At 61.3% G+C, this 19,543-nt stretch carries 20 protein-coding genes and 1 pseudogene; 14 read left to right on the plus strand and 7 right to left on the minus strand.

Going from position 1 to position 19,543, the window contains the following annotated elements; genetic code table 11:
* Window positions 1–97: 97 nt before the first annotated feature.
* From C4J92_RS04040 to C4J92_RS04050, 3 genes are all read right to left on the minus strand, one after another.
* Window positions 98–997 (minus strand): acyltransferase, encoded by a 900-nt coding sequence (locus C4J92_RS04040; RefSeq protein ID WP_124403039.1) that lies wholly within the window; start codon window positions 995–997, stop codon window positions 98–100.
* On the minus strand, window positions 998–3,097 hold the full coding sequence (gene pta / locus C4J92_RS04045) for a phosphate acetyltransferase (RefSeq protein WP_124365770.1): 2,100 nt from the start codon (window positions 3,095–3,097) through the stop codon (window positions 998–1,000).
* A gap of 79 nt (window positions 3,098–3,176) precedes the next feature.
* Complete coding sequence (locus C4J92_RS04050) at window positions 3,177–3,467, minus strand: DUF3565 domain-containing protein (RefSeq protein WP_164487559.1); 291 nt, start codon at window positions 3,465–3,467, stop codon at window positions 3,177–3,179.
* Between C4J92_RS04050 and C4J92_RS04055 the strand changes: the two genes are divergently transcribed.
* A complete protein-coding gene (locus C4J92_RS04055) occupies window positions 3,466–3,951 on the plus strand; it encodes a peptidylprolyl isomerase (RefSeq protein WP_032886172.1) in 486 nt (161 codons plus the stop codon). The genes C4J92_RS04050 and C4J92_RS04055 overlap by 2 nt on opposite strands.
* Window positions 3,952–4,230: 279 nt before the next feature.
* Here the strand turns inward: C4J92_RS04055 and rpsT are convergent, their stop codons facing one another.
* Window positions 4,231–4,509: a 30S ribosomal protein S20 gene (gene rpsT, locus C4J92_RS04060; RefSeq protein ID WP_003188401.1), complete on the minus strand. Its 279-nt coding sequence runs from the start codon at window positions 4,507–4,509 to the stop codon at window positions 4,231–4,233.
* A 253-nt stretch (window positions 4,510–4,762) separates the two neighbouring features.
* Here rpsT and murJ point away from each other — a divergent pair, with 253 nt between their 5' ends.
* The 6 genes from murJ to ispH all read left to right on the plus strand — a co-directional run bounded on the left by murJ (window position 4,763) and on the right by ispH (window position 12,267).
* Complete coding sequence (gene murJ / locus C4J92_RS04065; RefSeq protein WP_124403040.1) at window positions 4,763–6,301, plus strand: murein biosynthesis integral membrane protein MurJ; 1,539 nt, start codon at window positions 4,763–4,765, stop codon at window positions 6,299–6,301.
* Window positions 6,302–6,420: 119 nt separating this feature from the next.
* Window positions 6,421–7,359, plus strand: coding sequence for a bifunctional riboflavin kinase/FAD synthetase (gene ribF / locus C4J92_RS04070; RefSeq protein ID WP_010213269.1), 939 nt, complete (start codon window positions 6,421–6,423; stop codon window positions 7,357–7,359).
* A 14-nt stretch (window positions 7,360–7,373) separates the two neighbouring features.
* On the plus strand, window positions 7,374–10,205 hold the full coding sequence (ileS, locus tag C4J92_RS04075; protein ID WP_124403041.1) for an isoleucine--tRNA ligase: 2,832 nt from the start codon (window positions 7,374–7,376) through the stop codon (window positions 10,203–10,205).
* Entirely contained in the window at window positions 10,198–10,710 is a 513-nt protein-coding gene (gene lspA, locus C4J92_RS04080; protein ID WP_124365775.1) for a signal peptidase II, read from the plus strand. The genes ileS and lspA overlap by 8 nt, the downstream gene beginning before the upstream one ends.
* A 7-nt stretch (window positions 10,711–10,717) precedes the next feature.
* Window positions 10,718–11,158 carry a peptidylprolyl isomerase gene (locus C4J92_RS04085; protein WP_177412767.1) on the plus strand — a complete coding sequence of 147 codons (441 nt, stop codon included), beginning with the start codon at window positions 10,718–10,720 and terminating at the stop codon, window positions 11,156–11,158.
* A gap of 161 nt (window positions 11,159–11,319) precedes the next feature.
* A complete protein-coding gene (gene ispH / locus C4J92_RS04090; protein ID WP_124361227.1) occupies window positions 11,320–12,267 on the plus strand; it encodes a 4-hydroxy-3-methylbut-2-enyl diphosphate reductase in 948 nt (315 codons plus the stop codon).
* Between the two features lie 19 nt (window positions 12,268–12,286).
* Here ispH and C4J92_RS04095 read toward each other — a convergent pair.
* Window positions 12,287–12,802 (minus strand): annotated as a pseudogene (locus C4J92_RS04095) (GspH/FimT family pseudopilin); the annotation flags it as partial.
* A gap of 204 nt (window positions 12,803–13,006) precedes the next feature.
* On the opposite strand from C4J92_RS04095, the gene pilV reads away from it, so the two are divergent.
* The 5 genes from pilV to thiO all read left to right on the plus strand — a co-directional run bounded on the left by pilV (window position 13,007) and on the right by thiO (window position 16,298).
* Entirely contained in the window at window positions 13,007–13,474 is a 468-nt protein-coding gene (pilV, locus tag C4J92_RS04100) for a type IV pilus modification protein PilV (RefSeq protein ID WP_124405762.1), read from the plus strand.
* Window positions 13,471–14,178, plus strand: a complete 708-nt coding sequence (locus tag C4J92_RS04105) for a prepilin-type N-terminal cleavage/methylation domain-containing protein (protein WP_124403043.1) — start codon at window positions 13,471–13,473, stop codon at window positions 14,176–14,178. Before pilV ends, C4J92_RS04105 begins: the two co-directional genes overlap by 4 nt.
* Window positions 14,179–14,182: 4 nt before the next feature.
* Window positions 14,183–14,713, plus strand: a complete 531-nt coding sequence (locus C4J92_RS04110) for a PilX N-terminal domain-containing pilus assembly protein (RefSeq protein WP_256657454.1) — start codon at window positions 14,183–14,185, stop codon at window positions 14,711–14,713.
* A gap of 11 nt (window positions 14,714–14,724) precedes the next feature.
* Window positions 14,725–15,123: a type IV pilin protein gene (locus C4J92_RS04115; protein WP_124403044.1), complete on the plus strand. Its 399-nt coding sequence runs from the start codon at window positions 14,725–14,727 to the stop codon at window positions 15,121–15,123.
* A 65-nt stretch (window positions 15,124–15,188) separates the two neighbouring features.
* A complete protein-coding gene (gene thiO, locus C4J92_RS04120) occupies window positions 15,189–16,298 on the plus strand; it encodes a glycine oxidase ThiO (RefSeq protein WP_124403045.1) in 1,110 nt (369 codons plus the stop codon).
* Here thiO and C4J92_RS04125 read toward each other — a convergent pair.
* Both C4J92_RS04125 and C4J92_RS04130 read right to left on the minus strand, forming a co-directional pair.
* A complete protein-coding gene (locus C4J92_RS04125) occupies window positions 16,285–16,518 on the minus strand; it encodes a PP0621 family protein (protein ID WP_124369541.1) in 234 nt (77 codons plus the stop codon). The genes thiO and C4J92_RS04125 overlap by 14 nt on opposite strands.
* Window positions 16,519–16,644: 126 nt before the next feature.
* On the minus strand, window positions 16,645–17,670 hold the full coding sequence (locus C4J92_RS04130; RefSeq protein WP_124369542.1) for an outer membrane protein assembly factor BamD: 1,026 nt from the start codon (window positions 17,668–17,670) through the stop codon (window positions 16,645–16,647).
* Window positions 17,671–17,819: 149 nt separating this feature from the next.
* Between C4J92_RS04130 and rluD the strand changes: the two genes are divergently transcribed.
* Both rluD and pgeF read left to right on the plus strand, forming a co-directional pair.
* Complete coding sequence (gene rluD, locus C4J92_RS04135) at window positions 17,820–18,782, plus strand: 23S rRNA pseudouridine(1911/1915/1917) synthase RluD (RefSeq protein WP_016976299.1); 963 nt, start codon at window positions 17,820–17,822, stop codon at window positions 18,780–18,782.
* Window positions 18,779–19,504 (plus strand): peptidoglycan editing factor PgeF, encoded by a 726-nt coding sequence (pgeF, locus tag C4J92_RS04140; protein WP_124403046.1) that lies wholly within the window; start codon window positions 18,779–18,781, stop codon window positions 19,502–19,504. The genes rluD and pgeF overlap by 4 nt, the downstream gene beginning before the upstream one ends.
* Window positions 19,505–19,543 lie beyond the last annotated feature (39 nt).

The raw sequence follows: 19,543 nt of genomic DNA on the forward strand, positions 1-19,543 counted from the left end.
AACGATCACCTCAGCGCCAAGAATATTTGTAGGCGCCCCCAGTTTGCTGCGCGACAGCGCTACGTCGAAGAGGTAGTGGGGCCTCCCACATTTTTGATCAGTGCTGGTCTGGGTAATCTGTGTGAAGTTGGCCGAGAAGCGCATCCTTGTCTTCCCAAAGCTGGTTGATCCAGCCCTGGAACGCCAACCGATATTCCCCATCCTGCTCATAATTCTTGCCAATAAACTCGGGCGGAATCTGCACCTCTTCAAAGTGCACCACCACATCCTTCACATTCCCGCACAGCAAATCCCAATACCCCGGGCGTCCGGCAGGGTAGTGGATGGTCACGTTGACCAGTGATTTGAGCTGTTCTCCCATCGCATCCAGCACAAACGCGATACCACCCGCCTTGGGCTTGAGCAGGTAGCGAAACGGCGAGTTCTGCTGTGCATGCTTGCCCGGTGTAAACCGTGTGCCCTCGGCAAAGTTGAAAATCCCCACCGGGTTGTCGCGAAACTTCGCACAGGTCTTGCGGGTGGTTTCCAGGTCCTTGCCTTTCTTTTCCGGGTGTTTTTCCAGGTACGCCTTGCTATAGCGCTTCATGAACGGAAAGCCCAGCGCCCACCACGCCAAACCAATCACCGGCACCCAGATCAGCTCCTGCTTGAGGAAGAACTTCAGCGGGCGAATGCGTCGATTGAGCACGTATTGCAGCACCATGATGTCGACCCAGCTCTGGTGGTTGCTGGTCACCAGATACGAGTGTTGATAGTCCAGGCCTTCAAGGCCGCTCAAGTGCCAGCGCGTGCGCCGTACCAGGTTCATCCAGCCCTTGTTATTGCTGACCCAGGCTTCGTGCGTGTGGTTCATCAAGCCTTCGCTCAAGCGCTTGGCGAAAGGCAGGGCCTTGAACAGCGCCACGATAAACAGGAACGAGCACAACAGGATCGTGTTCAGCGCCAACAGCAGGGAAGCGATTACTCCGCGTACGGCGGCAGGTAGAAAATCCAGCATTTAGATATCCATAGGTCGGTTGGCGGCTTGGATCGCGGTCAGGGCGATGGTGTACACGATGTCGTCCACCTGGGCGCCGCGCGGCAGGTCGTTGACCGGTTTGCGCAGGCCCTGGAGCATCGGCCCCAGGCTTACGCAATCGGCGCTGCGTTGCACGGCTTTGTAGGTGGTGTTGCCGGTATTCAGGTCCGGGAACACGAACACCGTGGCCTTGCCGGCGACCTGACTGTTGGGCGCCAGTTGCCGGGCCACGCTTTCATTGGCGGCGGCGTCGTATTGCAGCGGGCCGTCGATCAGCAACGAGCTCTGTTGCTCGTGGGCGAGCAGGGTGGCTTCGCGGACTTTTTCCACTTCCTCACCGCTGGCCGACTCGCCGCTGGAATAGCTGATCATCGCCACGCGCGGGACGATGCCGAACGCGGCGGCCGAATCGGCGCTCTGCAGAGCGATTTCCGCCAGCTCCGCAGCGCTTGGGTGCGGGTTCATCACGCAGTCGCCATACACCAGCACCTGCTCGGGGAACAGCATGAAGAACACCGACGATACCAAGGTGCAGCCCGGCGCCGTTTTAATCAGCTGCAGGGCCGGGCGGATAGTGTTGGCGGTGGAGTGGATCACCCCGGACACCAGGCCGTCCACCTCGTCGAGGGCGAGCATCATGGTGGCGATCACCACGGTGTCTTCCAATTGCTGCTCGGCCATCGGCGCGTTCAAGCTCTTGCTCTTGCGCAGTGCAACCATCGGTTCGACGTAGCGCTGGCGGATCAGGTCCGGGTCAAGTATCTCCAGGCCTTCCGGCAGTTCGATACCCTGGGCCCGCGCCACCGCTTCCACGTCCGCCGGCTTGGCCAGCAGCACACAGCGGGCGATGCCGCGGGCCTGGCAGATCGCGGCGGCCTGCACGGTCAGCGGCTCGCTGCCTTCGGGCAGCACGATGCGCTTGTTGGCGGCCTGGGCGCGCTGGATCAACTGGTAGCGAAAGACCGCCGGTGACAAGCGCATCTCCCGTGGGGTGCCGCAGCGCTGGTGCAGCCAGCGCGCATCGAGGTGGCTGGCGACGAAGTCGGTGATGATCTCCGCGCGCTCGCGGTCATCGATGGGGATTTCCTTGTTGAGGCTGTTGAGCTGGTTGGCGGTGTCGTAGGAGCCGGTGCTCACCGACAGTACCGGCAACCCGGCCTGGAACGCGCCACGGCACAAATCCATGATGCGCGGGTCGGGCAGGGTGTCGCTGGTCAGCAACAGGCCGGCCAGCGGTACGCCGTTGATCGCGGCCAGGCTGACGGCGAGGATGATGTCGTCGCGATCGCCCGGCGTCACCACCAGCACGCCGGGCTTGAGCAGCTCCACGGTGTTGCGCATGGTGCGCGCGCAGATAATGATCTTGGTCATGCGCCGGGTTTCATAGTCGCCGGCATTGAGGATCTGCGCGCCCATCAGGTCGGCCACATCGCGGGTACGCGGCGCGTTGAGTTCGGGCTGGTAGGGAATGCAGCCGAGCAGGCGGAAATCACCGCTGCGCAATAACGGCGAGTGCTCTTTGAGACGCGCCGAGAAGGCCTCCATGCTTTCGTCGGTGCGCACCTTGTTGAGGATCACGCCCAGCACTTTCGGGTCTTTCGGGCCGCCGAACAGTTGCGCTTGCAGTTCCACGCGGCCGGACAGTTCGGTGAGCACTTCATTTTCCGGGGCCGAGACCAGAATCACTTCCGCATCCAGGCTTTTGGCCAGGTGCAGGTTGACCCGTGCCGCATAGCTGGCGCTGCGGGTCGGCACCATGCCTTCGACGATCAGCACGTCCTTGCCCACGGCGGCTTGCTGGTACAGCGTGATGATTTCTTCGAGCAACTCGTCGAGCTGGCCGTCGCCGAGCATGCGCTCAACATGGGCCAGGCCCAGGGGCTGCGGCGGCTTCAGGCCGTGGGTGCGCGCCACCAGTTCGGTAGAACGCTCGGGGCCGGTATCGCCAGGGTGTGGCTGGGCAATCGGTTTGAAGAAACCGACTTTCAAGCCGGCCCGTTCCAGGGTGCGCACCAGCCCAAGGCTGATGGAGGTCAGACCCACACCAAAATCGGTGGGCGCGATAAAAAAAGTCTGCATGCGAATTCTCTGGAGGTGCATGGCTGGGGTGGCACTCTATGCGTGAGTGCCTACCGCGAATCAGGCGCCAAGGTTATCGTTATTCGGGGTGTTGCGCACACCAGCCGCACGCAAAGGGCTGGCCGATTTTTTCAAGGCGCTGCGCGGGGTCGAGCACCCAGGCGCGTGACTGCCATGGCGGCTGGTGACGCAGATGCTGGGTGTGGCCGCAGGACAGCTCGACGACCCAGTGCAGGTCGTCGTCCTGGTGGAATCCGCTGATCGTCGCGACCGTTGGTCGGCCCCGTCTGTCCGGGTTCTGTTCGCTTTCGGGCAAATCCTTGTTTAGACTTGTCCGTTCTTCATTCTTATGCAAAAGGTCTCGCCCCATGACGATCGCCGCTAACAAGGCTGTCTCCATCGACTATACCCTGACCAACGACGCTGGTGAGGTCATCGACAGCTCCGCCGGCGGCGCGCCGCTGGTCTACCTGCAAGGCGCGGGTAACATTATCCCAGGCCTGGAAAAGGCTCTGGAAGGCAAGGCAGTTGGTGATGAACTGACCGTTGCCGTAGAACCTGAGGATGCCTACGGCGAATACTCCGCCGAACTGGTCAGCACCTTGAGCCGCAGCATGTTCGAAGGTGTTGATGAGCTGGAAGTGGGCATGCAGTTCCACGCTTCCGCCCCGGACGGCCAAATGCAGATCGTGACCATCCGCGACCTGGACGGTGACGACGTGACCGTTGACGGCAACCACCCGTTGGCTGGCCAGCGCCTGAACTTCCAAGTGAAGATCGTTGCCATCCGCGACGCTTCCCAGGAAGAAGTGGCTCACGGTCACGTCCACGGTGAAGGCGGTCATCAGCATTGATCGATGTTTTGATCAAGCGGTAGCAAAAACGCCCCGACTGGTTCGGGGCGTTTTTTTTGCGCGGTTGAAAATGCACCACTATTCAAATGTGGGAGGGGGCTTGCTCCCGATAGCGGTGGATCAGTCACTAGATGCAGTGGCAGACACTCAGCCATCGGGAGCAAGCCCCCTCCCACATTTTGATTTATGCACTCCAGAAAACAAAAATGCCCCGCACCTTTCGGTACGGGGCATTTCTTAACTGTTTCGCAACCTGGGCTGCGTAGCAGTTGTTACCACTTAGGCTGCAGCAGGAACGCTCAGAGCCTTGATGTGGCCATTCAGGCGGCTCTTATGACGAGCGGCCTTGTTCTTGTGGATGATGCCTTTATCGGCCATACGGTCGATAACTGGCACGGCCAGAACGTAAGCAGCTTGAGCTTTTTCAGCGTCTTTGGTGTCGATGGCTTTAACTACATTCTTGATGTAGGTACGAACCATGGAACGCAGGCTGGCGTTGTGGCTGCGACGCTTCTCAGCCTGTTTTGCACGTTTTTTGGCGGAAGGTGTGTTGGCCACCGTCGAGCTCCTCGAAAGACTTTTTAGGAAATAGCAAACAAAATAGGCCGCGAATCATGCCGATGACTTGATGGGTTGTCAAGGGCGGCTGATGCGAACTGCTGAGTGGTCGATCTGAAGAGGCGGGTGATTTATTTCCGGCGCTTGACCTGTAAACTCGCGAGCTTTGGCTCTGTGCTGTTGCAGGCGCGCAGTATCGCATAAGTAGGCGCTTTGTTCGCCTGCTCTTTATCTATAGGCGCAAACTCTTTCAATGAATCTGCTCAAATCGTTGGCTGCCGTCAGCTCTATCACGATGATCTCCCGGGTTTTGGGGTTTGTGCGTGACACCCTGCTGGCGCGCATTTTTGGCGCCAGTATGGCCACGGATGCCTTCTTTATTGCCTTTAAATTGCCCAACCTGCTGCGCAGAATCTTCGCCGAAGGCGCGTTCTCCCAGGCCTTTGTGCCGATCCTGGCCGAATACAAGACCCAGCAGGGGGAGGAGGCAACCCGCACGTTCATCGCCTACGTCTCTGGCCTGCTGACCCTGGTGCTGATGCTGGTGACCCTGGTTGGCATACTCGCCGCGCCCTGGGTGATCTGGGCCACGGCGCCGGGCTTTGCCAACACCCCGGAAAAGTTCGCGCTGACCACCGATCTGCTGCGCGTGACCTTTCCTTATATAGTGCTGATCTCGCTGTCATCCCTCGCCGGGGCGATCCTCAATACCTGGAACCGTTTCTCGGTGCCGGCCTTCGTGCCGACGCTGCTCAACGTCAGCATGATTATCTTCGCGCTGTTCCTCACGCCGTACTTCGACCCACCGGTGATGGCCCTCGGCTGGGCAGTCCTGGCCGGCGGCCTGGCGCAGTTGCTCTACCAACTGCCGCATCTGAAAAAAATCGGCATGCTCGTGCTGCCGCGCCTGAACCTCAAGGACACCGGCGTCTGGCGCGTGATGCGCAATATGTTGCCAGCGATCCTCGGGGTGTCGGTCAGTCAGATATCCCTGATCATCAATACGGCGTTCGCTTCGCTGCTGGTGTCCGGCTCGGTGTCGTGGATGTACTACGCCGACCGCCTGATGGAATTGCCGTCCGGCGTACTCGGGGTGGCCTTGGGGACAATTCTGCTGCCGACCCTGGCGCGCACCTACGCAAGCAAGGACCGCCAGGAGTATTCGCGCATTCTCGACTGGGGCCTGCGTCTGTGCTTCCTGCTGGTGCTGCCATGCGCCTTGGCCTTGGGAATCCTGGCTGAGCCCTTGACGGTCTCGCTGTTTCAATACGGCCAGTTCGACGCCCATGACGCCTTGATGACCCAGCACGCGCTGGTGGCTTACTCCGTCGGCTTGCTCGGTATTATCGTGATCAAGGTGCTGGCGCCGGGCTTCTATGCCCAGCAAAACATCCGCACGCCGGTAAAGATCGCGATTTTCACGCTGATCGTCACGCAACTGCTCAACCTGGTATTTATCGGCCCGCTGGCCCATGCCGGCCTGGCGTTGGCGATTAGCGCCGGTGCGTGCATCAATGCCGGCCTGCTGTTTTATCAACTGCGCAAACAACAGATGTACCAGCCGCAGCCAGGCTGGGGGGGATTCACCCTCAAGCTGCTCGTGGCGGTCGCCGCGATGTCCGCCGTGTTGCTGGGCCTGATGCATGTCATGCCGGCCTGGGACCAGGGCCATATGCTGGAGCGCTTCATGCGCCTTGGCGTGCTGGTGGTGGCGGGCGTGATGGTGTACTTCGGGATGTTGCTGCTGCAGGGTTTCCGCCTGCGCGATTTCAATCGCAAGTCCCTGGGGTAGAGAGTTAGCCGCGATAAAACGGCTGTTTTATCGAATCGATCCATTTGGCCTGTGCTGTTGCCTGTCGTCCGGGGCCGGGTGTGGTTATAATCGACCACTTTATGAGCAAGAAGCGCGTTATGCAGCTGGTTCGAGGTCTCCACAACCTGCGCCCCGAGCATCGGGGCTGCGTCGCCACTATTGGCAACTTTGACGGTGTTCACCGTGGCCACCAGGCTATCCTGGCCAGGCTGCGCGAGCGTGCGGTCGAGTTGGGCGTGCCCAGCTGCGTGGTGATTTTCGAGCCGCAGCCGCGGGAATATTTCACTCCCGAGACCGCGCCGGCCCGTCTGGCCCGCCTGCGCGACAAGCTGCAACTGCTGGCTGAAGAAGGCGTCGACCGTGTGCTCTGCCTGGCCTTCAACCAGCGCTTGCAAAGCCTGAGCGCCGCCGAGTTCGTCGACCGCATCCTCGTCGATGGCCTGGGCGTGCAGCATTTGGAAGTCGGCGACGACTTCCGTTTTGGTTGCGACCGCGTCGGAGATTTCGATTTCCTGCAACACGCCGGCGTCAACCAGGGGTTTACCGTCGAAGCCGCGCAAACCGTCGAACTGGACGGCCTGCGCGTGAGCAGTACCCAGGTGCGTAACGCCCTGGCCGCTGCCGACTTCGCCTTGGCCGAGCGTTTGCTCGGTCGCCCGTTCCGCATCGCGGGGCGGGTGCTGCACGGCCAGAAGCTGGCGCGCCAACTGGGCACGCCAACTGCCAACGTGCAACTCAAGCGCCGTCGTGTGCCACTCACCGGGGTTTACCTGGTGAGTGTCGACATCGATGGCCAATCGTGGCCGGGAGTCGCCAACATAGGCGTCAGGCCCACGGTTGCAGGTGATGGCAAAGCCCACCTGGAAGTTCACCTTCTGGATTTTGCCGGTGATTTATACGACCGGCGTTTAACGGTGGTTTTCCACCAGAAGCTGCGTGAAGAGCAGCGTTTCGCCTCCCTTGAGGCGTTGAAAACGGCGATCAATGCGGATGTCGCCGCCGCCCGTGCACTAGCCGCACCTAGCGCCCATCGCTAACCGAAGAGCCTTAAATGACCGACTATAAAGCCACGCTAAACCTTCCGGACACCGCCTTCCCAATGAAGGCCGGCCTGCCACAGCGCGAACCGCAGATCCTGCAGCGCTGGGACAGTATTGGCCTGTACGGAAAGTTGCGCGAAATTGGCAAGGATCGTCCGAAATTCGTCCTGCACGACGGCCCTCCTTATGCCAACGGCACGATTCACATCGGTCATGCGCTGAACAAAATTCTCAAGGACATGATCCTGCGTTCGAAAACCCTGTCGGGCTTCGACGCACCCTATGTCCCGGGTTGGGACTGCCACGGCCTGCCGATCGAACACAAAGTCGAAGTGACCTACGGCAAGAACCTGGGCGCGGATAAAACCCGCGAACTGTGCCGTGCCTACGCCACCGAGCAGATCGAAGGGCAGAAGTCCGAGTTCATCCGTCTGGGTGTGCTGGCCGAGTGGGACAATCCGTACAAAACCATGAATTTCAAGAACGAGGCCGGTGAAATCCGCGCCTTGGCCGAAATCGTCAAGGGCGGCTTCGTGTTCAAGGGCCTCAAGCCCGTGAACTGGTGCTTCGACTGCGGCTCTGCGCTGGCCGAGGCGGAAGTCGAGTACGAGGAAAAGAAATCCTCGACCATCGACGTGGCCTTCCCGATCGCCGACGACGCCAAGCTGGCCGAGGCCTTTGGCCTGGCATCGCTGGCCAAGCCCGCTGCCATCGTGATCTGGACCACCACGCCATGGACCATCCCCGCCAACCAGGCACTGAACGTGCACCCGGAGTTCACCTACGCGCTGGTCGATGTTGGCGATCGCCTGTTGGTGCTGGCCGAAGAAATGGTCGAGTCGTGCCTGGCGCGCTACGAGCTGCAAGGTTCGGTGATCGCCACCACCACCGGCTCCGCGCTGGAACTGATCAACTTCCGTCACCCGTTCTATGACCGCCTGTCGCCGGTATATATGGCTGACTACGTCGAGCTGGGTTCGGGCACGGGCATCGTTCACTGCTCGCCTGCCTATGGCGTGGACGACTTCGTGACCTGCAAGAAGTACGGCATGGTCAACGACGACATCATCAACCCGGTACAGAGCAACGGCGTGTATGTGCCGTCGCTGGAATTCTTCGGCGGGCAGTTCGTCTTCAAGGCCGACCAGCCGATCATCGACAAGCTGCGTGAAGTCGGCGCGCTGATGCAGGCCGACACCATCAAGCACAGCTACATGCACTGCTGGCGCCACAAGACCCCGTTGATCTACCGCGCCACCGCGCAGTGGTTTATCGGCATGGACAAAGAGCCGGCCAGCGGCGAAACCCTGCGCATACGCTCGCTCAAAGCCATCGAAGACACTCAGTTCGTCCCGGCCTGGGGCCAGGCGCGCCTGCACTCGATGATCGCCAACCGTCCTGACTGGTGCATCTCCCGCCAGCGTAACTGGGGCGTGCCGATCCCGTTCTTCCTGAACAAGGAAAGCGGCGAACTGCACCCGCGCACCGTCGAACTGATGGAAGAAGTGGCCCAGCGCATTGAACAGGAAGGCATCGAAGCCTGGTTCAAGCTGGACGCCGCCGAGCTGCTGGGCGATGAAGCGCCGCAGTACGACAAGATCAGCGACACCCTCGACGTGTGGTTCGACTCCGGTACCACCCACTGGCACGTACTGCGCGGCTCGCACCCGATGGGGCACGACAGCGGCCCGCGTGCCGACCTGTACCTGGAAGGTTCCGACCAGCACCGTGGCTGGTTCCACTCCTCGCTGCTGACCGGCTGCGCCATCGACGGCCATGCGCCATACCGCGAACTGCTGACCCACGGCTTCACCGTCGACGAAAACGGTCGCAAGATGTCCAAGTCGCTGAAGAACGTGATCGAGCCGAAAAAGATCAACGACACCCTGGGCGCCGACATCATGCGCCTGTGGGTAGCGTCGACCGATTACTCGGGCGAGATCGCCGTGTCGGACCAGATCCTGGCCCGCAGCGCCGATGCCTACCGTCGCATCCGTAATACCGCGCGCTTCCTGCTGTCGAACCTGACCGGCTTCAACCCGGCCACCGACCTGCTGCCGGCCGAGGACATGCTCGCCCTCGACCGTTGGGCCGTGGACCGTACCCTGTTGTTGCAGCGCGAGTTGCAGGAACACTACGGCGAGTACCGTTTCTGGAACGTCTATTCGAAGATCCACAACTTCTGCGTGCAGGAGCTGGGTGGGTTCTACCTCGACATCATCAAGGACCGCCAGTACACCACCGGCGCCAACAGCAAGGCGCGCCGCTCGGCGCAGACCGCGCTCTACCACATCAGCGAAGCGCTGGTGCGCTGGATCGCACCGATCCTGGCGTTCACCGCCGACGAACTGTGGGAGTACCTGCCGGGCGAGCGTAACGAGTCCGTCATGCTCAATACCTGGTACGAAGGCCTGACCGAACTGCCGGCCGACTTCGAACTGGGTCGCGCGTACTGGGAAGGCGTGATGGCCGTGAAGGTTGCGGTGAACAAGGAACTGGAAGTGCAGCGCGCGGCCAAGGCCGTGGGTGGCAACCTGCAAGCCGAAGTCACCCTGTTTGCCGAGGATGGCCTGAGCGCCGACCTGGCCAAGCTGAGCAATGAACTGCGCTTTGTGTTGATCACCTCCACCGCCAGCCTGGCGCCATTCGCCCAGGCTCCGGCAGACGCCGTGGCGACTGATGTACCGGGCCTGAAGCTCAAAGTGGTCAAGTCGGCGTTCCCTAAATGCGCGCGTTGCTGGCACTGCCGTGAAGATGTCGGCGTGAACCCGGAGCATCCGGAAATCTGCGGTCGCTGCGTGGATAACATCAGCGGTGAAGGCGAGGTTCGCCACTATGCCTGATGCAACCAGTCGTTTCGGACGTCTTGGCTGGCTCGTATTGAGCGTGCTGGTCCTGGTCATCGACCAGGTCAGCAAGGCTCATTTCGAAGGCACCCTGGAAATGTTCCAGCAAATCGTGGTGATCCCGGATTACTTCAGCTGGACCCTGGCCTACAACACCGGCGCGGCCTTCAGCTTCCTCGCCGATGGCGGCGGCTGGCAGCGCTGGCTGTTCGCACTGATCGCCGTGGTGGTCAGTGCGGTGCTGGTGGTCTGGCTCAAGCGCCTGGGCCGTGATGACACCTGGTTGGCCATTGCCCTCGCCCTGGTGCTGGGCGGCGCGCTGGGCAACCTGTACGACCGCATTGCCCTGGGCCATGTGATCGACTTCATCCTGGTGCACTGGCAGAACCGCCATTATTTCCCGGCGTTCAACTTCGCCGACAGCGCCATCACCGTTGGTGCAATCATGCTGGCGCTGGATATGTTCAAGAGCAAAAAAACCGGAGAGACCGTCAATGACTGATCAGGTATTGGCTGAGCAACGCATCGGCCAGAACACGGAAGTCACTTTGCACTTTGCATTGCGCCTGGAGAATGGCGATACGGTCGACAGCACTTTCGATAAAGCCCCGGCGACCTTCAAAGTCGGCGATGGCAACCTGTTGCCGGGTTTTGAAACGGCGCTGTTCGGATTCAAGGCTGGCGATAAGCGCAACCTGCAGATCCCGCCGGAAAATGCCTTTGGCCAGCCCAACCCGCAAAACGTGCAGATCATCCCTCGTTCGCAGTTCGAAGGCATGGACCTGTCGGAAGGCCTGCTGGTGATCTTCAATGATGCGGCGAATACGGAATTGCCCGGCGTGGTCAAAGCCTTCGATGACGCGCAAGTGACCATCGACTTCAACCATCCGTTGGCCGGCAAGACACTGACCTTTGACGTCGAGATCATCAACGTCAAGGCGCTGGTCTAAAATGTGGGAGGGGGCTTGCTCCCGATAGCGGTGGGTCAGTCTGACAATTCGCTGACTGACACTGCCATTCGGGAGCAAGCCCATTCCCACCTTTGATCTCCATTGTCCCTTCGGTCAGCAACACATCTGACCCTAAGTGGCTGCAAGACACGAGGCACAGCATGCAAATCAAACTCGCCAACCCCCGTGGCTTCTGCGCCGGCGTGGACCGGGCGATCGAAATCGTCAACCGCGCCCTGGAAGTCTTCGGCCCGCCGATTTATGTGCGGCATGAAGTTGTCCACAACAAGTTCGTGGTCGAAGACCTGCGTGCTCGCGGCGCCATCTTCGTCGAAGAGCTCGACCAGGTGCCCGATGATGTCATCGTTATCTTCAGTGCTCATGGCGTGTCCCAGGCCGTACGCACCGAAGCGGCTGGCCGTGGCCTGAAAGTGTTCGACGCCACGTGCCCGCTGGTGACCAAGGTGCACATTGAGGTGGCGCGCTACAGCCGTGATGGCCGCGAATGCATCCTGATCGGCCACGCCGGCCATCCGGAGGTCGAAGGCACCATGGGCCAGTATGACGCCAGTAATGGCGGCGCGATCTACCTGGTAGAAGACGAAAAAGACGTTGCCAGTTTGCAGGTGCAAAACCCTGAACGCTTGGCCTTCGTCACCCAGACCACCTTGTCCATGGACGATACCAGCCGCGTTATCGACGCCCTGCGCACGCGATTCCCGGCCATCGGCGGCCCGCGCAAGGACGACATCTGCTACGCCACGCAAAACCGCCAGGATGCAGTCAAGCAGCTGGCCGATGAGTGTGATGTGGTGCTGGTGGTCGGCAGCCCTAACAGCTCCAACTCCAACCGTTTGCGCGAGTTGGCTGAGCGCATGGCGACGCCGGCGTACCTGATCGACGGCGCCGAGGACATGCAGCGTAGCTGGTTCGACGGCGTAGAGCGCATCGGCATTACGGCAGGCGCCTCGGCCCCGGAAGTTCTGGTGCGCGGCGTGATCCAGCAATTGCACGCCTGGGGTGCCACCGGCGCCGACGAGTTGGCGGGCCGGGAAGAAAACATTACGTTTTCAATGCCCAAGGAATTACGGGTTCGCTCGCTGCTCTGAACCCCTGGCGGCTGGGTTAACCTCGGCATAGCGCCTGCTCGGTCTTGTCACTGCGCAGGCTGATACGCCCGCTGGGAGCGAGCACGACCTGATACAGGCTCTGGGCCTGTTGTGTGTCGCACACATGCACGGTGCCGGCACGAAATCCCCCGCCCGCAAACACCGGTTCTCCCAAACCGCTGAAACGAACCTGGCTGCTGACCGGGCCATTGCCGGCAACCGGTACTTGCCCGCTGTCCTGTCGCTCCAGTAGCACCGGATTCTCGTCGTCCAAGTGGCCGCGCCCACTGATATCCAGTATCACCCGCCATCCTTGGCTCCAGTCTTCATCCCGCGCATGGATCACCACCGCACGATTGCGTGCAATCGCCTCGGTGCGCGCGTAACGCAGCCCGTCGGCCAGTGCCTGGGCCACGCTTTGTCGCTGCTGCGATTCCAGCAAACCCTTGAAGTTGGGTATGGCCAGCTGCGCCAGAACACCCGTCACGATCAATCCCAGTAGTAATTCGATCAGGGTGAAACCTCGTTGTGTCATGTGCGCTCCCTCCGTGGATGCGGGTGATCTTCAAGTGGCAGGCATAGGTATAGCGCTTGGTCCCTGGTGCTGAATGATGGCCTTTACGTCCAATGTATTTCCCTTTGTTCCGGTAGCGGCAGCGGCGGAAAACCGACGCTAGTCTTTGGGCACACAGCAGGTTTTTCCTGTTTCCCTGAGGCCTTCGACATGGATGACGACGGTATGCCTTTCTGCCGGAATACACTTTCTCTACGCGCTTTTCATCGGCGCCAATCCGGCATGACGCTGATCGAGGTGCTCGTCGCGGTGCTGGTTTTGTCGATCGGACTGCTGGGGGCTGCGGCGATCCAGCTCAACGCGCTCAAGTCCACCGACAGCGCAAGGATGACCAGCCAAGCCAGTTTTATTGCCTACGACATGCTCGACCGTATTCGCGCCAACGCCGCTGCCGATTACTCCCGAGTTAGCGCTGGCAGCACCTCGACCACCAGCGTGCGTGACCTGGACCTGCGTGACTTCAAGTCCAATATCACTGGTTTTGCCGGCAAGGACGCTGAGGGTGCGATAGCGGTCAGCGGCGATGAGGTCACTGTCAGCATCAGTTGGGAGGATGTCAGGAGCAGGCTGGGTGAGCGGCAAACCTTCACCCTGACCAGTCGGATCGCCAATGGGCAAGGGCGGTTGCAATGATCCGTCCTGCGCGAGGTTTCGGGCTGGTGGAGTTGCTGCTGGCGCTGGCCGTCGGGCTGGTGGTAGTGCTCGGGGCGAGCCAGGTGCTGATCGGTTCGCGGTTGACCCAGGCCAGCCAGCAGGCCGCCATGGTGCTGCAGGACGATGCGCGGTTCGTCCTGAGCAAGATGACCCAGGATATTCGCCAGGCGGGCATGCTGGGGTGTCTGGCCACGGCTTTTATCGACAACGCCCCGGCGGCCTTTGATCGGCCGATTGGCTGGGAAGTGTCGGCAAGCGCAAAGTCACTGACTCTGGTGACCGCCAATGCCAGCGACGGTGCAGGCAAGCCCGACTGGACGGTGGTGTCCGACTGCAAGGAGGCCGCTCAGGCCTTCACCGGGACGCCGTCTGGGATTGCGCCCGGGCAGATTCGTTTCGCCATACGCGAGCTCACCTACACCTATGAGACGGGCCAGTTGAAGATCAGTACTCCGTCAGCTCCGGCCAAGGCCGTATTAATGGATAACGTACGGGCCTTCGAGATCAGTTTTGGTGTGGCGGCCAGGCCTGAATCGACCGGCGTGGTGCGTTACGACAGCCACCCGGCCGACGCATCGTTGATACGCAGCGTGCGCATCCTCATGACCCTGCAAGACCCCACCGGTCGGGTGAAGGACCAGGCCTACGCCGTTGTGGCGGCACTGCGCAACCGGCTGGAGTAGGGCGATGAAAATGATGCGGTGTAGCCAGGTGCGGCAGGCGGGGATGGTATTGCTGATCAGCCTGGTATTTCTGCTGTTGTTGTCACTCGTGGGTTTGTCGTCGATGCAGGGCGCGATCGCTCAGCAGAAGGCGGCCAATAGCCTCTGGCAGCGTAATCAATCGTTCCAGACGGCTGAAAGTGGCCTGCGGCTGGGGGAGTCGGCGGTGCGCACGGGCGGGCAGGTGATGCCGGTTTGCCAGTCGATCATCAGTTGCGCGCCGCCCGATGAAGCTTCATCGGTGGAGGGCGCCGGACACAATCCGGTCTCGGCGGTGACGTGGGTGGCGTTCAAGGACGGGGTGTATGGCGTTCAATCCCTGGGCGTGGGTTCGGGCCACGCACATTTGCCGCCGTATGCCCCAGCCGCGCTCTTCCGGGTGACGGCCGTCGGCCTTGGTGGCCAATCGCGCACCGTGCTGGAGGCTGTGTATGCGCGGGTGGAGGAGGGCGACGGCGAACGGTTTCGGCGAGTCTTATGGCGGCAACTTCAATAAGGAGCAATCGAATGGGCATGGACAGCCAGGGCTTTACCCTGATCGAATTATTGATCGCCGTGGCGATCATTGCGTTGCTGGGCGGGATCGCTTACCCCGCATATACCGTCCAGGTGAAAAAGGTCCACCGGGTGCAGATCGTCGCGCTGCTGGCCGAGCAAGCTCAGTACCTGGAGCGTTTTTACACGCGCAACGGCACTTATATTGATGCAAGCGGCGTCAGTACAGGCAACGATCACTATAGAATCAGCGCAGTCTTGAACCCTCAGGATTTTGCCTTGCTGGCCACGCCTGCCACGGGCTCTGCCATGGCGGACGACGCCTGTGGCCGGTTCAGCTTGACCAGCACCGGCATGCGGAGCAATCCGGGAGCGGCGCCAGAGATGTCGCTCAAGGCATGCTGGGGGTAGTGATGAGAGTCCTGGATGAATGGGCGCCGGGCGCGCTTTTCCCTTTTTATCGGCTGGATCAAATGATGGCTAAGCAACAGCGAGTAGTGATTGTCGGCGGCGGAGTGATTGGCTTGTTGACGGCATACAACCTGGCGAACCGGGGGCTGGCGGTCATATTGCTGGAGCGCGCCGGGCTTGGGCAGGAGTCTTCCTGGGCCGGCGGCGGAATTGTTTCGCCGTTATATCCGTGGCGTTATAGCCCGGCGGTGACTGCCTTGGCCCACTGGTCCCAGGATTTCTACCCGCAGCTGGCGCAACGGCTGTTCGCCGCGACCGGGGTTGATCCTGAGGTTCACACCACGGGCCTGTATTGGCTCGACCTGGATGACGAAGCCGAGGCTCTGGCCTGGGCTGCGCGTGAAGGCCGGCCCTTGAGTAAAGTGGACGTGTCGACCGCCCATGACGCGGTCCCGGTGCTGGGCGGCGGTTATTCGCGGGCGATCTACATGGCCGACGTGGCCAATGTGCGCAATCCGCGCCTGGTCAAATCACTCAAGGCGGCGTTGTCGGCGCTGCCCGGTGTGACGATTCACGAGCAGTGCGAGGTCGCTGGATTTATCGTGGAAGGCGGCACTGTGGTGGGCGTGAATACGTCTGCTGGCGTCATCACGGGTGATCAGGTGGTGCTTGCGGCCGGTGCCTGGAGCGGGGCGTTGCTGGGAAAACTGGGCTTGGCGCTGCCCGTGGAGCCGGTAAAGGGCCAGATGATCCTCTACAAATGCGCGCCTGATTTTTTATCGAGTATGGTCCTGGCCAAAGGACGCTATGCGATCCCGCGACGGGATGGGCATATTCTGATTGGCAGCACCCTGGAGCATGAGGGGTTCGATAAAACGCCGACCGAAACCGCGCTGGAAAGTCTCAAGGCTTCTGCGGTGGAACTGCTTCCCGCCCTGGCGGACGCCGAGGTGGTGGGGCATTGGGCGGGGTTGCGGCCCGGCTCGCCGGAAGGCATCCCTTATATCGGCGAGGTGCCCGGCTTCAAGGGCCTGTGGCTCAATTGCGGGCACTACCGCAATGGCCTGGTGCTTGCCCCGGCGTCCTGCCAGTTGTTTGCTGACTTATTGCTGGGGCATGCGCCGATCATCGACCCGGCACCTTACGCGCCCGCCGGTCGACTCAACGCTGGATAGACTTCGGCCCTTGCTGCAGGTGTGCCTGGGTGCAATACCATTGCTGGCCCGAGCTCAGCGCACGATCCTGCGGCACATGCACGCCGCAATGGGCGCAACGCACCATCAGTGCGGCATTGGGTTCGCCGGTACGGGATTGGCCGGCCGCTGGGCTTTTAAATTTGCGCCAGAGCCATACCGCAGCGGCAATGACGGCGATCCAGAACAATAGACGAAGCATGATGGGCAGTTTCTCGATGAGGAATGCGCCAGTTTAGCCAAGGTCGCCATGGGCGCACAGCGCAATAAATACTCGCCCATGAAAAAGGGAGCTCCTGAGAGCTCCCTTTTGCGTTGCGTCGAACGGTCAGTCGAACACACCGAAGGTCATGTAGCTGAACCACGAGCGGTCCTGGTTGTTGCCCAGGGCTTGCGGCTCTTCCTCTTCGATCACGTCGCCGTTCTCGTCGTGTGGCTTGAGATCCGAAGGAATCGCGTCCTTGGCGTCCTGGTACTGCTTGATCACGTCCTGGTTGGCGCGTGTTTCACCCGGTGGCAGCGGTGGACGGGACTCGATCAGGCCCAGGGTGTATTTGCTCAGCCACGAACGGTTGTCGGCTTCGTCAACCTGAGGCACGAACTGGCCGTCTTTCAGGCTTGGGTGGTCCGGGTAGTTGAGCTTGAGGGTTTCCAGGCTGGTGCCTGCCAGTTCGTCCAGATGCAGGCGCTGGTAAGCCTCGGTCATCACGGCCAGCCCGTCACCCACCGAAGGGGTTTCCTGGAAGTTCTCCACCACGTAGCGGCCACGGTTGGCGGCGGCCACGTACGCCTGACGGGTCAGGTAGTAGTGGGCCACGTGGATCTCGTAGGAAGCCAGCAGGTTGCGCAGGTAGATCATGCGCTGCTTGGCGTCCGGCGCGTAGCGGCTGTTCGGGTAGCGGCTGGTCAGCTGGGCGAACTCGTTGTAGGAGTCGCGGGCAGCGCCCGGGTCACGCTTGGTCATGTCCAGCGGCAGGAAGCGCGCCAGCAGGCCGACGTCCTGGTCGAACGAGGTCAGGCCCTTCATGTAGTAGGCGTAGTCCACGTTCGGATGCTGCGGGTGCAGGCGGATAAAACGCTCGGCAGCGGACTTGGCTGCTTCCGGCTCGGCGTTTTTATAGTTGGCGTAGATCAGCTCGAGCTGGGCCTGGTCGGCATAGCGTCCGAACGGATAGCGCGACTCCAGTGCCTTCAGCTTCGCTGTGGCGCTGGTGTAGCTATTATTGTCCAGGTCTGTCTGAGCTTGCTGGTACAGCTCGACTTCGCTCAGGTTTTCGTCGACGACCTCCTTGGTTGACGAGCAAGCAGCAGTCATGGCGAGGATGGCGATCAGCAGCAGGTGTTTCACTTGCATGGCGGCTTGCGTCCCTATGACGGCCGCTGTCTTGGGCGGGGCCGTCCTGTTATGATGAGCGCCCCGTTGAAAGCCTCGGGGCAAAAGACGCCGTATTTAACCACAAGCGCGCAGCCGAAACCAAAGGCTGTGCCACGCCTAGTCTGAGCATGTCCGATAAAATTGAACTTCGCGCAGAGGTGCCGTCCGAATTGGGCGGCCAACGCCTCGATCAAGTCGCCGCACAATTATTCGCTGAGCACTCGCGCTCGCGCCTTTCCGCCTGGATCAAAGACGGCCGCCTGACTGTGGATGGAGCGGTTATCCGCCCGCGAGACATAGTGCATGGCGGTGCGATTCTTGAGCTGACTGCCGAGCAGGAAGCCCAGGGAGAATGGGTCGCCCAGGACATCGAGCTGGATATCGTCTATGAAGATGACGACATCCTGGTCATCAACAAACCCGCAGGCCTGGTGGTTCACCCGGCTGCCGGGCACGCTGATGGCACCTTGCTCAATGCCCTGTTGCACCACGTGCCGGACATCATCAATGTGCCGCGCTGCGGCATCGTGCACCGTCTGGACAAGGACACCACCGGCCTGATGGTGGTGGCCAAGACCATTCAGGCGCAGACGCAACTGGTTACTCAATTGCAGAGTCGCAGCGTCAGCCGGATCTACGAGTGCATCGTGATCGGCGTCGTGGTGGCCGGGGGCAAGATCAACGCCCCTATCGGTCGCCACGGCCAGCAGCGCCAGCGCATGGCGGTGATGGAGGGCGGCAAGCAGGCCGTCAGCCACTATCGCGTGCTGGAGCGTTTCCGTTCCCACACGCACGTGCGGGTCAAGCTGGAAACCGGTCGTACCCACCAGATCCGCGTGCACATGGCCCACATCAACTTCCCGTTGGTCGGCGATCCGGCCTACGGTGGTCGCTTCCGTATTCCGCCGGCGGCCAGCCAGACCATGGTTGAATCGCTCAAGACGTTCCCGCGCCAGGCGCTGCATGCACGCTTCCTGGAACTGGATCATCCGACGAGCGGTAAGCGCATGAGCTGGGAATCGCCGCTTCCAGACGATCTGGTCTGGTTGTTGTCGCTGCTCAAGCAGGATCGCGAGGCGTTTATCGGATGAGTGACTGGCTGATACCTGACTGGCCCGCGCCGTCTCAGGTCAAAGCCTGCGTCACGACCCGTGCGGGCGGCGTCAGTGTGGCGCCGTTCGACAGCCTCAACCTGGGCGATCACGTCGAGGACAGCCTTGAGGCCGTCCTGGAAAATCGTCGCCGTCTTACCGATGCCTTCGGTATCCAGCCGGCCTGGTTGCGTCAAGTCCACGGCACCACTGTGGTCAAGGCCGACCCGGGCCGTATCGCCGAAGCGGATGGCAGTTGGACCAGCACCCCTGGTATCGCCTGCACCGCGATGACGGCCGATTGCCTGCCTGCATTGTTCTGCAATCGAGCGGGCACCCGTGTGGCGGCGGCGCATGCCGGTTGGCGTGGGCTCGCGGCCGGGGTGCTGGAGGCAGCCTTCGACAGCCTGGGTTGCGACCCCGCCGACGTGCTGGTCTGGCTCGGCCCGGCCATTGGTCCGCAGGCCTTTGAGGTAGGCCCCGAGGTGCGTGAAGCCTTCATGCAACAACTGCCCGTGACTGCCCGGGCCTTCGTGCCCAGCCGTAATCCCGGCAAGTTCATGGCCGATATCTATCAGCTTGCTCGTCTGCGCCTGGCAGCACGGGGCGTTACCGCTGTGTATGGTGGCGGTTTGTGCACCGTGACCGACCCGCGCTTCTTTTCCTATCGCCGCAGCCCACGCACGGGCCGATTCGCCTCCCTTATCTGGCTCGAACGCTAGACTGTCCTGATCTGTATCAACCATCCGCTGCTTGAATCC

This window comes from Pseudomonas sp. R3-18-08 (assembly GCF_003852065.1).
Taxonomy (GTDB): Bacteria; Pseudomonadota; Gammaproteobacteria; order Pseudomonadales; family Pseudomonadaceae; genus Aquipseudomonas.